Origin of the sequence: Candidatus Megaera polyxenophila, from assembly GCF_029982035.1 — a bacterium.
Taxonomy (GTDB): Bacteria; Pseudomonadota; Alphaproteobacteria; order Rickettsiales; family Rickettsiaceae; genus Megaera; species Megaera polyxenophila.
In genome coordinates this window covers 58,083-69,899 of record NZ_CP104168.1, presented here as the reverse complement: position 1 = coordinate 69,899, position 11,817 = coordinate 58,083, and the positions used below count along the sequence as shown (strand labels likewise).

Here is an 11,817-nt window from a genome sequence, read left to right as displayed (position 1 = left end):
TCTTTCGCTATTTTTCGAAAATTTAGGTGCAACGGTAGCTTTGAGGCATACCTAATGAAGTCATTTTATTGAGAATTCCGGAGCCAATCATAGTCTCTACTTTTTGCCTAGTAAATTCTCTTGCATGCAACTGATTACCCAATATTCTTTTTCTGCGCTGAATTGATAATTCGCTGATATTTCTACACCCATATTGATTTTCCTTTTGCCATTTCATTCGCCCATGTTTTTGTATCTCTTTTAAATGTTGATTCCTAATATCATGATTCTTATCGTGTACTATAGCATTTTTATCAGGCGGAATAACGATTTTAGCATTAGGGAACTTGTTTTTGAGAAAAGCATAAACCTCATTACTATCATATGCTCCATCAAGAGATAGGTGATTTGCGCCGGTAGTCACTTGCGTTATTAAATCATCTATAGTTCCTTCGTCGCTTGCAAAGCGATCAGTCAGAACACTACTATGAATATAATGTTTATCATCAACGCATACATGCAATTTACGCCAACTACGTTTTGCAGAAACTTTGTGTTTTTCTTGATGCCATTCATCACGACCAAAGCGCTTTAGTCCCGTTGAATCTATTGCCATTGCCGCAACGTCATCATCAGCCTTATCCTTTTCGGTATAACGTGGACAAGGGGTGTTTAATGTCCCCCTCGGGGATATCAATTACTACCGGCTAAAGCCGGTAGTTTGGTCAACGCTTGCAAAGCGGATTAAAAGCGTAAACGCTAAAACTCAGATATTTTAAAATCATCTCTCTTATGATGCATTTCTTGTTCCTCTATGTATTTTTGTACTTCATTTGAGTTCACATTACCAACCGTAACAACAAAATACCCCCCTAACCCAGAGATGTTGACCCCAGTAGCGTTTTCTCAGTAATTCAAATTCTTGTAGTAATTTCCGACTGCTTTTTCCCTTAATGTATTGTACTGCCTTTGATACAGAAATACTCGGGGGTATTGACAGTAGTAAATGCACGTGATCTGGACTCATGCTGCCACTTGCTATGTCTATGTAATTTGCCGCACATATTTCTCTAATGATCTCTCTTGTTCTATCAGCTACTTGTCCTGTTAAAACCCTGTATCTGTATTTCGTACAAAATACGGTTCTGTCGCATGTATATTTGAGGAATGTGTTTTTGAAGTAAAACTCAGATTTTGGACGTTATACTGCCATTAACATTTTAAAATTCTCAAAAGTAGAAGCATTGTTATTGCTACCAATAATTTGTCCTTTTTGAATTATACGGATATTCTCAATACCGGCGATAGTAATTTTAGCAGAGAGAAAGCTTTTAAGGTTCTGTCGCACCTGTTGCCAGCAAGGTTTAAATTAGATATACTGAGTTAAAAATTAACAAAATGCCATTTCACATTTCTTCAAAACTACGCAAATATTTCAAAGGATTTTGTTCTTCACCAGAGATAATAATGTTGTTTGTGTACATGAAGTGTAGATTCTCCTTAAGCTATAGGGATTTAGAGGAAATGGCTAGTATAAGAGGTGCTACAATAGACCACGCTACGCTGCAAAGGTGGGTAATAAAGTTTGTATCCTTAATAGACATGAGAGTGAGAAAATATAAGAAGCCTGTAGGTAAGAGCTGGAGAATGGATGAAACTTATATTAAAGTAAATGGCAGTTGGGTTTATTTATGTAGTTAAGTGGGATAGGGTTAACACCCTCGCCTTTAGGCGAACACTTTAGTATTATGAGTTACTAACCAAGAGGAGAAGTAGCTTATGGAATATAGAAAAGGTTCGCACAGCATATATGATCTGAAGTACCATGTAGTATTTTGTACGAAATACAGATACAGGGTTTTAACAGGACAAGTAGCTGATAGAACAAGAGAGATCATTAGAGAAATATGTGCGGCAAATTACATAGACATAGCAAGTGGCAGCATGAGTCCAGATCACGTGCATTTACTACTGTCAATACCCCCGAGTATTTCTGTATCAAAGGCAGTACAATACATTAAGGGAAAAAGCAGTCGGAAATTACTACAAGAATTTGAATTACTGAGAAAACGCTACTGGGGTCAACATCTCTGGGCTAGGGGGGTATTTTGTTGTTACGGTTGGTAATGTGAACTCAAATGAAGTACAAAAATACATAGAGGAACAAGAAATGCATCATAAGAGAGATGATTTTAAAATATCTGAGTTTTAGCGTTTACGCTTTTAATCCGCTTTGCAAGCGTTGACCAAACTACCGGCTTTAGCCGGTAGTAATTGATGTGTTTTTCCGCTTCTAGTGTATGTTGCAGTGTCTACGTACATAAATATAGCTCTAAATTTAAACCTATTACATATTATAGCAATAACAAAAATTATGTCAAGCAAGAAATTGCATTTAGCCGTGTCTACACATATACAACAAAAAACCCTCTTTCCTAGGCGAATCCTAGCTTACAGCGATTTTTTAGGGCAAACTTCCGTTACAATGTAGCTCCCATGATTTAGTGTAGACAACTTTCAGGTAGGTAAGGCAGTTATTCTGTAATTGCCTTACTTTTTACTAATAAATTTTCAAGAGTAACTGATAATAGTTGAAAACCATCGGTGGTTCTATTCTCTAAGTCATATACTTTTACCGCTACTTCATTGATTATCTTAGGTTTCTTTACCTCTTCCCGATATACGTTAGCTTTTATGCGGAAGTTATCATTACCGGTTTTTACGCTATCCCGCATCTCAAATCGCAAACATTTACCGAAATACGCCATAAATTGAGCTTTGGAGCAAAACATGTTATCGAGCCTTTTTGACATATCCAGGAGTATCTCATTCATGGCATTTAGGCTAAAGTCCCGCCCTGAAAGGCTTTGTAACTTATCGCCATCCTCCTTGGTTAACGGGTAATGGTGCTTTAGGTCTTGAGGCTTTTTGTACTGGTTAAAATGATAAATTCTTGCCTTAAGTTCGGCATTAGTCGGCTTTTTCCTCTCATTAGGAAGTCGTTTTTTAATCCTTGTAGTTTTTTTAGGGCAAATAGAACTTTCAGAATTTTGTAAAAAATTAGATTCCAGATCTATATTTTCAATATTCTTATTTTCTTTATATATATAGAGAAGGTCGTTTTGTTGCGACATAAATGTCCCGACAGAATTTTCTACACAAGTAATATTTTCAAGGTTTTGCTCCTTATAACTAAACTCGTAACTATAACGATATTTTTTGTCATTATGAGTAATAGAATTATGATAAGTAATATCTAATATATGTGCTAGTTCTTCGATAATTCTTACATTCTGTCTTCTTTCAACAATCGTAAATGTAGAAATATATTTATGATTTAGGAGTACTCTTTCACTTTTTTGGAGCTTAGCTACGATAATGCTAAGTAATTTATTGGCTTTATCACTAAGAAAAAAAGATTTTTGACGGATGGGATTGATCTTTTTATTAGCTCTTTTGATTTTATCCCAGTTAATATAACTCTTACGATAACGGGCTTTCTCTTCCTTAAATGAGTAGAGTTTTCCTAGCTGGTCTGGGTATAATTCTGTATTAGTGAAATTTTGCTCTTGTTGTTTTGCCATATTCCTTAAAAATTATTATTAATTTGTAATTTTTAAAGAAAAACACTTGACTATTAGGCAATATCATCTTATTCTCAAGATTGTTCAGGTCTTGAGTTTTTGTGAGTATTTTTCTTTAAAAAACTCTCTCTACTTTCCGTTAGAAGAATTGTTCAGATTCTCAGATTAACCTTTTTCTACTTTTTCATAATAACCTACTAAATGTAATTGTATTTATAAAAATACATACGCTACGCTAGCTTGTTTTTTTTGTTTAGTCAAATCAATATTGAAAAAAACTAGAAAACAATTATATAGCACAGTTAGTATTAAAAAATATCATTATATTAGTAAGATATATGACTGATTTTCAAAATTTAGAATTAATTAATAAAGCTATTGATAACTATGCTTTATTTAATAAAACTCAAAAAAATGTACTAAAAGCGTTAATCAGAGTAAATATAGATGGATATTCTATTATTAGTATAAAAGAGTTATGCCAAATGGTTAACGTAACTAACACACCTATAAAAAATGCTATCTCTAAGCTAGAACAACATGGAATGATAGAAGATATCGGACGCAGAGGGATAGTATTTACTGGTTGCAGAGTAAAACAATCTAAAATTTCTAAAATAGTCAATAGATACAATCTAAAAAAATAAAAATCGAAAAAAAGTTATATTTATCTCGAAAAGATATTGACTTTATTAATTTCCCCCTCTATACTCACCTTATAAGGTATAAAAAAAACGCCTTAAGTTGTAGCTTAAGACGTTTTAGAACCTTATATCGGAAGTTTGCCCTAAAAAATCGCTGTAAGCTAGGATTCGCCTAGGAAAGAGGGTTTTTTGTTGTATATGTGTAGACACGGCTAAATGCAATTTCTTGCTTGACATAATTTTTGTTATTGCTATAATATGTAATAGGTTTAAATCTCTTTTGGGTATATTCCCCGCCGCTTGCGGCGTAAGATGTGGGGATGAGCAAATATATACACAAGAGTCACAATATTACTGTTTTACTGTATCACCTGGTATTTCCAGCAAAATATCGCCGAGCGGTGTTTGATGTATCGGTTGATCAAGTGCTAAGGGAAGTATGTTTAGGGATAGAAAAGAGATATCAAATAAAATTTTTAGAAATAGGAACTGATGAAGACCATGTACATTTTTTAGTACAATCTGTAGCGACTTATAGCGTAACAAAAATAGTAACGATAATTAAAAGTGTTACGGCTCGTCAAATATTCAGATTATGTCCACAGGTTAAGAAACAATTATGGGGCGGAGAATTTTGGACTGATGGATATTTCACAAGTACGGTAGGTAAGCATGGAAATGAGAATATGATAGGAAAATACGTAAAAAATCAAGGCAAGGAATATAAGAAACTGCATGACGACCATCAGTTAGCTTTTTTCTAAAATTCTAAAATACCCCGCTGCTTGCGGCGGGGATTTCTTTTATTTTGAATAATTTAAAGGAGACTTATATTAAGGTTTTTTGCTCATTAATTATTAATACAGATAAAATAAAAACTATATGGCTATATTAAATACACATGCAATAGTAAAGAAATTCACACAACATGGCTTCACGGAAGAACATGCTGAGCTAATTGTAGATGCTATAAATGACCAGAGTGACCAATTAGCTACTAAAAATGATTTATCACTTGCTTTTTCTGACATAAGAACCGAGTTTAGAACAGAATTGTATGAGCTAAGAACTGAATTTGCTGATCTCAAATCTGAAGTAAAATCCATCAATATCAATATAAAATGGATTATGGCTATTGGTTTATTGATTGTAGGTATTTTGTTGAAAAATACATTTATCCATTAATTACTTGCCTTTTGACCCCAAATTAGTATCATGACACTTGATCAAATTTATTTATGTAGTTAAGTGGGATAGGGTTAACACCCTCGCCTTTAGGCGAACACTTTAGTATTATGAGTTACTAACCAAGAGGAGAAGTAGCTTGGCTTTGTTGCACAAATCAAATTATGGCTGTATTCACCCTTACCCAAAAAAATTTGTTAACAAGTGCGCACAGAGATTGGTTTACCAATATGAAACATTTTGTTCAAAAGCTGGCATTTAATTGTTATTTCATTTTTCATATTTTCAATGCCCCTTGATAAAAATTGGCTGCCAAAAGAGCTCTTGAACCTGAAGAATGTATTTTCTACACTCTCCCTTCTACCATAATTATTCTTTACCCTCCACGCTTGGTACCCATTGCCTTGTTGATATTCAACTTCTATATCGCGCTCTGTTTTCACATGCGCCGCTTGGCTTGCTGCGTGGCTGTTTGGTGGTCTAATAGTTGGTTTTATGCCTTTGCCTCTTAGAAATTGATACATACTTTCTCCATCATACCCAGGGTCAGCCAAAAATTCCTTGGTATTAATATCTGTCAGTAGTTCACTAACTTGGGATCTATCATCAACATTGTGCTCAGTAGTTGCATTAGCTACAATAAAACCTTTATCATCGACCACTATATGTATCTTTTTCCAAGTTCTACGAATATATTGTTTGCCATGCTTATTTTCCAACCATTCGTTACCGGTATATGTTTGAATACCGCTAGAGTCGATAGCAACGTGATTAACTTCTTCTCCATTACGCACAGGTTCAAATTTAATGTTTAGCTTTTTACTGCGTTTACTAATGGTAGTATAGTCAGGACACTTAATATCTAAGCCGCACATTTGAAATATACAATCCAGAAAACCTTGTGTCTGTCGTAATTTTAGCCCAAATAAACATCTAATTTGTAAAACTTGTATAATTGCCTGATCACTATATGTTTTCTGCCTTCCAGTCTTTCTATTACTATGATTGTCTTCATGCCAACCATCACACAAATTTTCTGATATCATAAAATCTATACGTCCTCTGCGTCTCAGAGAATCGTTATATTTTGGCCAATTTTTTACTTTGAACTTAGAATTTATTCTTGAATCGCTAAACGGCTTTTTCTTTGGGGATCTCATTATAAAATTGATTATTTTTTCAATATCCTAAATTCTATCAGAAATTTCTTAAATCCTTTAGCAACTTAATATTTGTGCAACAAAGCCATTCTCTATCGGATGCAAAAATAGAATCTATTAAGAGTAGCACAAGTAGTGCCTATTATACGCCATCGCTGCTGGTAAAATTTATGTGGTCAATGCTATCTCGTCTAGGTTTTAAAGGGGGTGATATATTAGAGCCAGCAGCGGGGCATCGGTGCATTCTTAGATAACATGCCAAAGCCTATATACAATAATAGCAGGGTGAATGCGGTCGAGATGGATTTACTCACTAGCCAAATATTAGTAGCAAAATATCCAAAGCTAAATATTAGTTGCGCTGGTTTTGAAAACTTAAATTATGGCAATAAAAAATATGATTTAATTATCTCAAACCCACCTTATAGTAACAAACTGGTAGAAGATATTTATTATAAAGATTTATCCCACCTTACAATACATCATTTTTTTGTTGCGAAGTCAGCAAGGCTACTTAAAAGAAATGGAATTATTGCGACAGAACCTGAAAAACTGGAAGGAAGAAAGCAATAATTGCTATGTAAAATAGATTCAAAGTATGTTACATTTGCTTATGTAATAAATAAATTGTGCAAATAAGGTAATCAATGAAACGTCTTTCTACTACTTTTTATCAAAGATTTAAAAGTCAACAATCATCCTATACTGCAGCGCAAGATTTAGTAAGCAAAGTAGCAGGTCAAAACTTTACATATATACCGCTTGAAACTCACCATATTTACCATGGTGCCCTGAGTCATGCTTTTACTCCTAAATTGAAGTGGTATTCTCCCAGTCAGCACAGTTCCCCTATAACTACTGGTTTGGTTGGTCATAGCCATTTTGGCCTTACTTCTAAGAGTTTAGCGACGGGTAATAGTGTTTTTAACATTCAACACACTAACTTTTCTAATATTTTGAATTTTAAAGTCGGTATAGTTAATTTTGCAAAAAAGTGGTTCAGTAGTACCTCTCAACCTTCTGGTGGTTCTACTAGTCCTGATAATGATAGTGGTCAAGGAATATTAGTTGGAACAAGTAGCTTTAAAAAATTGTTACTTGAGAGTACTGTTATCATAGATAAAAGCTTGCTAATTAAAGAATTCTTAGAGGGGCAAGGAGTTGTTATTTTAAACACCTTTCCAAGGAGATGTGGGAAAAGTATAAATCTTGATATGATAAAGACTTTTTTAGAAATTGAAGTGGACGAGAATGGTATGCCATTAGAAGCAAATAAAATAAAAAATGCGAAATTATTTTTTGGGAATAAGAAGGCTCTTAAGCCTTTAAAAATATCAACAGAAAAAATAACAATAATAGAAGAATGTGAAAAAATTCAACATTTACCTTCAGATTATCAAGGAAAATTTCCAGTTGTATATATTGATTTCAAAGCTACTAAAGGAGAAAATTATCAACAAATAGAAACTAGAGTTAAGGGAGCCTTACATAAGAGTTTTAAGGAACACCAATATCTTTTAAAAAGTACAAAACTCGCTTCGGATGAAATAAATAAATTAGAAAATTATATAAGTGAAACAAAATACGAAAGTATTACATTAGAAGAAATACGTGTTGGACTTAATTTTTTATCTGAAATGTTATATAAGCACTTTAATAAAAAAGTATATGTTTTGGTAGATGAATACGATGCTCCAATAAATTATGGCTTTAAAAAACTGGACAAAAAAGAATTTGAACAAGTCATTGGTTTGTTTAGAGCGATAAACGAAGCTGTTTTTAAAACGGACGCAAACGATTCTGAGTACTTAGCAAAAGGATTTATTACTGGAATATTAAGGATAGCAAAAGCTGATTTATTTTCTGGACTAAATAATTTAGTAGAACATAACGCTTTAAGTGAAAACTATGCACAGTATTATGCCTTTACACAAGATGAAGTAAATTACTTACTTGATAAATATAATGTACCTAAAAATTTAGCCGATGATATTAAAGATTGGTATAACGGCTATAAAGTCGGCGACTTTGATGTGTATAACATATGGTCTATTGTAAATTGTTTGAAAAATTTTCAAGATTACAGACATAAGGGTGATATTGAGCAACTAAAGCGTCTATCAATTAAAAATTATTGGGAAAGAAGTGGTGATATAGATTTTATAGAGGATCTTTTTAAACACCAAGCAATTGAAAAAAGAGTACAAGAATTAATTAATAGTAAGGCAATTACTGTAAATTTAGGGGACCTTAAGATCTCAAGTAAAGATTTCCAAACCCTTAAAAGCTCTATGACTATAGGGGGTAACTTTAAAATAAATGATCAATTTTATGATTTATTTTTTTCTTACCTATTTTTAACAGGTTATTTAACTTTGGATACGCACGTTTCAGGTAATGTATACACGCTTAAGCTGCCAAATAAAGAAATAACAGCAGAATTGAATAATAAATTATTAGTATACTACAAACAACAATACACAGTAGATCCAAAACTTTTTACTAATGTTACAGACGCACTTGTAGAAGTTTTTAATAAACAAGATATAAAAAAAAAGATAGATGAATTTGAAAAATCATTTAAAGAGCTACTACTTGCATTACCCCAATTTACTAACATTAAAAATAATGAAGGTCATGGTTTTCATGGTAATGAAGACATAGTACATTCAGTACTAAATTATATTGCTTTACAAATTAAGACATTATCTCACTTTGGCACTGAAATTTGGTATAAAAATCAAGCTAGGGCTGATATAATGCTAGTTGATAGCGCCACTAAGCAAGCAATAATTATTGAATTAAAATATAATCAGCATGTAGATATTGCAAGTGAACAACTTGAAAAATATTCAAATCTTTTAGAAAATTTTAAAAATATTCAAAATGTCATTTATGTAGCAGTAAATATTTCAGAAGATAAACAGATTACTACTAAATTTACTATAGACGCAAATACTTACTATAATGTACCTGGTAGGGGAGCAACTGAAAATAGTGAAGATGATAACCAAACTCTTCCATTTCACGAAAAGTTTAGCGAGTATTATAGTAAAGGTATGGAAAAAATTCTTGCACTAAGGATCAAACAATTAGATGAAGATGCACAAAATACAGTAAAATTAGTTTCTTCTAAATATCAATTAGGCCAAGATACTGATTCCGACTGTATAATAAATGAATTAATAAATTTGAATTTAAAAGAATGTCAACTAGCTCTAGTCCCGTATAATATAGATAGTAAACATTGGGTGGGCTTAGTTTTTGCTAAGGTAGGCCAGGAGTTTAAGATGGTTTATTTGGATCCAGAAAACAAGCCTATTTCAATAACTTTAGATAAAGATTTAGATAAAGTTTGTTCTAATAATGGTTACAGTATTCTTATAGAACAAAAAAAAGTGCAGCAGCAGAAATTTAATAATTGTGGTCCTGAAGTAATAGAAGACTTTATAGACTATTTATCCGGTGAAAGGATTTCTCAAGAAGATACAGTACCTTATCATTCTAAATTATTAGAAAACGAACTACTTGCTGAAGGCGTACAAGTATTAGGTATTGATAGCGGAAGTGTATATAGCTAGTGACAAATAAGGGCTTTGTTGCACAAATCAAATTATGGCTGTATTCACCCTTACCCAAAAAAATTTGTTAACAAGTGCGCACAGAGATTGGTTTACCAATATGAAACATTTTGTTCAAAAGCTGGCATTTAATTGTTATTGTGACGCCGAGCATGGTGTAGGCGTAGGAGGTGAAAGTCCTCTATAGGCTGAGTTGAAGCGGTCTATTAGTCTAGGCAAGGTTAGTCTCGTGAGGGATCTAACTGAAGGAAGCTGATGGCAAAACAAGGTTGGAACGAACAGAAACTAGATAGTAGGCTATGATGGCGAGGTAACCTAGCAATAGATAGAATAACCTGTCTTCAAACAGACGCGCATCATAGTAAATCTGGTCTGACCTTGGGAAACTACTTCATCTTACCTCGGGAGATCTTATACTCCGCTGACGTATGCAGCTATATTAACAGCGATGTTAATGGATAGAGTATAAGAAGTCAGCAGAGGACGTAGTACTTATATTAAGGCACCAAATATAAGGAAGGTCTGAATTGCTGCTATTAGACAAAGGACTATGTCTTTTGATAACTTATAATATTGTAGAAACGAACAATAATGAACGCTATAAACTATACGAACATTTTTGATCTCCACGCATCAAGGGGTTACGGCAGATCCAGCGCTCCTGATAGCGAGGCACAATTAACATTATCAACATCACATAACTCCGATTGTCTAACAAATCTAATGAATGAGATTGCTTCTAAAGCAAATCTTATTCTGGCCTTTAAAGCGGTTAAACGTAATAAAGGTGCGCCTGGTGTCGATAAAATGACAGTTACGGAAGTATCTGAAAATTTAGATATTATCCTAGAAGAACTAAGCCTTGCATTAATCAATAAAACCTATAGACCCTGCCCTGTTCGTTGCGTCAAGATTCCAAAAGTAAATGGTGGCTTACGTCAACTGGGTATTCCTATAGTAATTGGCTTTGTTGCACAAATATTAAGTTGCTAAAGGATTTAAGAAATTTCTGATAGAATTTAGGATATTGAAAAAATAATCAATTTTATAATGAGATCCCCAAAGAAAAAGCCGTTTAGCGATTCAAGAATAAATTCTAAGTTCAAAGTAAAAAATTGGCCAAAATATAACGATTCTCTGAGACGCAGAGGACGTATAGATTTTATGATATCAGAAAATTTGTGTGATGGTTGGCATGAAGACAATCATAGTAATAGAAAGACTGGAAGGCAGAAAACATATAGTGATCAGGCAATTATACAAGTTTTACAAATTAGATGTTTATTTGGGCTAAAATTACGACAGACACAAGGTTTTCTGGATTGTATATTTCAAATGTGCGGCTTAGATATTAAGTGTCCTGACTATACTACCATTAGTAAACGCAGTAAAAAGCTAAACATTAAATTTGAACCTGTGCGTAATGGAGAAGAAGTTAATCACGTTGCTATCGACTCTAGCGGCATTCAAACATATACCGGTAACGAATGGCTTTGTTGCACAAATCAAATTATGGCTGTATTCACCCTTACCCAAAAAAATTTGTTAACAAGTGCGCACAGAGATTGGTTTACCAATATGAAACATTTTGTTCAAAAGCTGGCATTTAATTGTTATTTCATTTTTCATATTTTCAATGCCCCTTGATAAAAAGTAAGCGTTCGGGGAACCCGCCCTTGTTATT

General features: G+C 33.3%; 10 protein-coding genes and 4 pseudogenes. 9 read left to right on the top strand and 5 right to left on the bottom strand.

Annotated elements, in window-relative coordinates; genetic code table 11:
- Positions 1-22 precede the first annotated feature (22 nt).
- From N3Z16_RS10705 to N3Z16_RS10695, 3 genes and pseudogenes are all read right to left on the bottom strand, one after another.
- Positions 23-676 (bottom strand): IS5 family transposase, encoded by a 654-nt coding sequence (locus N3Z16_RS10705; protein WP_282487229.1) that lies wholly within the window; start codon positions 674-676, stop codon positions 23-25.
- Positions 677-738: 62 nt separating this feature from the next.
- Positions 739-1,120 (bottom strand): annotated as a pseudogene (gene tnpA, locus N3Z16_RS12140) (IS200/IS605 family transposase); the annotation flags it as partial.
- A gap of 60 nt (positions 1,121-1,180) precedes the next feature.
- Positions 1,181-1,312, bottom strand: a pseudogene (locus N3Z16_RS10695) (IS6 family transposase); the annotation flags it as partial.
- 65 nt (positions 1,313-1,377) lie between these two features.
- On the opposite strand from N3Z16_RS10695, the pseudogene N3Z16_RS10690 reads away from it, so the two are divergent.
- Both N3Z16_RS10690 and tnpA (N3Z16_RS10685) read left to right on the top strand, forming a co-directional pair.
- Positions 1,378-1,671: pseudogene (locus N3Z16_RS10690) on the top strand (IS6 family transposase); the annotation flags it as partial.
- An 87-nt stretch (positions 1,672-1,758) separates the two neighbouring features.
- Positions 1,759-2,191, top strand: a pseudogene (gene tnpA, locus N3Z16_RS10685) (IS200/IS605 family transposase).
- Between the two features lie 322 nt (positions 2,192-2,513).
- On the opposite strand, the gene N3Z16_RS10680 reads toward tnpA (N3Z16_RS10685), so the two are convergent.
- Positions 2,514-3,563 (bottom strand): hypothetical protein, encoded by a 1,050-nt coding sequence (locus N3Z16_RS10680; protein WP_282487228.1) that lies wholly within the window; start codon positions 3,561-3,563, stop codon positions 2,514-2,516.
- Positions 3,564-3,901: 338 nt separating this feature from the next.
- On the opposite strand from N3Z16_RS10680, the gene N3Z16_RS10675 reads away from it, so the two are divergent.
- The 3 genes from N3Z16_RS10675 (at position 3,902) to N3Z16_RS10665 (ending at position 5,392) form a co-directional block, all read left to right on the top strand.
- The gene (locus N3Z16_RS10675; RefSeq protein ID WP_282487227.1) at positions 3,902-4,210 is read left to right on the top strand and encodes a winged helix-turn-helix transcriptional regulator; all 309 of its coding nucleotides are present in this window, start codon (positions 3,902-3,904) and stop codon (positions 4,208-4,210) included.
- 317 nt (positions 4,211-4,527) lie between these two features.
- Positions 4,528-4,971, top strand: coding sequence for an IS200/IS605 family transposase (gene tnpA / locus N3Z16_RS10670; RefSeq protein WP_282487226.1), 444 nt, complete (start codon positions 4,528-4,530; stop codon positions 4,969-4,971).
- Positions 4,972-5,089: 118 nt separating this feature from the next.
- Positions 5,090-5,392, top strand: coding sequence for a CCDC90 family protein (locus N3Z16_RS10665; RefSeq protein ID WP_282487225.1), 303 nt, complete (start codon positions 5,090-5,092; stop codon positions 5,390-5,392).
- Positions 5,393-5,589: 197 nt separating this feature from the next.
- Here N3Z16_RS10665 and N3Z16_RS10660 read toward each other — a convergent pair whose 3' ends face one another.
- Positions 5,590-6,552, bottom strand: a complete 963-nt coding sequence (locus N3Z16_RS10660) for an IS5 family transposase (protein WP_282487224.1) — start codon at positions 6,550-6,552, stop codon at positions 5,590-5,592.
- A gap of 300 nt (positions 6,553-6,852) precedes the next feature.
- Here N3Z16_RS10660 and N3Z16_RS10655 point away from each other — a divergent pair, with 300 nt between their 5' ends.
- The 4 genes from N3Z16_RS10655 (at position 6,853) to N3Z16_RS10640 (ending at position 11,780) form a co-directional block, all read left to right on the top strand.
- Entirely contained in the window at positions 6,853-7,125 is a 273-nt protein-coding gene (locus tag N3Z16_RS10655; RefSeq protein WP_282487222.1) for an Eco57I restriction-modification methylase domain-containing protein, read from the top strand.
- 74 nt (positions 7,126-7,199) lie between these two features.
- Complete coding sequence (locus N3Z16_RS10650) at positions 7,200-10,133, top strand: AAA family ATPase (protein ID WP_282487221.1); 2,934 nt, start codon at positions 7,200-7,202, stop codon at positions 10,131-10,133.
- A 591-nt stretch (positions 10,134-10,724) separates the two neighbouring features.
- Positions 10,725-11,126, top strand: coding sequence for a reverse transcriptase family protein (locus N3Z16_RS10645; RefSeq protein ID WP_282487219.1), 402 nt, complete (start codon positions 10,725-10,727; stop codon positions 11,124-11,126).
- A gap of 57 nt (positions 11,127-11,183) precedes the next feature.
- Positions 11,184-11,780: a transposase gene (locus N3Z16_RS10640; RefSeq protein ID WP_282487217.1), complete on the top strand. Its 597-nt coding sequence runs from the start codon at positions 11,184-11,186 to the stop codon at positions 11,778-11,780.
- Positions 11,781-11,817: the final 37 nt, after the last annotated feature.

Excerpts from the sequence above, each read along its gene's own strand:
- N3Z16_RS10680 (WP_282487228.1), bottom strand. The coding sequence starts at position 3,563 with ATGGCAAAACAACAAGAGCAAAATTTCACTAATACAGAATTATACCCA.
- N3Z16_RS10675 (WP_282487227.1), top strand. The coding sequence starts at position 3,902 with ATGACTGATTTTCAAAATTTAGAATTAATTAATAAAGCTATTGATAAC.
- tnpA (WP_282487226.1), top strand. The coding sequence starts at position 4,528 with ATGAGCAAATATATACACAAGAGTCACAATATTACTGTTTTACTGTAT.
- N3Z16_RS10665 (WP_282487225.1), top strand. The coding sequence starts at position 5,090 with ATGGCTATATTAAATACACATGCAATAGTAAAGAAATTCACACAACAT.
- N3Z16_RS10660 (WP_282487224.1), bottom strand. The coding sequence starts at position 6,552 with ATGAGATCCCCAAAGAAAAAGCCGTTTAGCGATTCAAGAATAAATTCT.
- N3Z16_RS10655 (WP_282487222.1), top strand. The coding sequence starts at position 6,853 with ATGGATTTACTCACTAGCCAAATATTAGTAGCAAAATATCCAAAGCTA.
- N3Z16_RS10650 (WP_282487221.1), top strand. The coding sequence starts at position 7,200 with ATGAAACGTCTTTCTACTACTTTTTATCAAAGATTTAAAAGTCAACAA.
- N3Z16_RS10645 (WP_282487219.1), top strand. The coding sequence starts at position 10,725 with ATGAACGCTATAAACTATACGAACATTTTTGATCTCCACGCATCAAGG.
- N3Z16_RS10640 (WP_282487217.1), top strand. The coding sequence starts at position 11,184 with ATGAGATCCCCAAAGAAAAAGCCGTTTAGCGATTCAAGAATAAATTCT.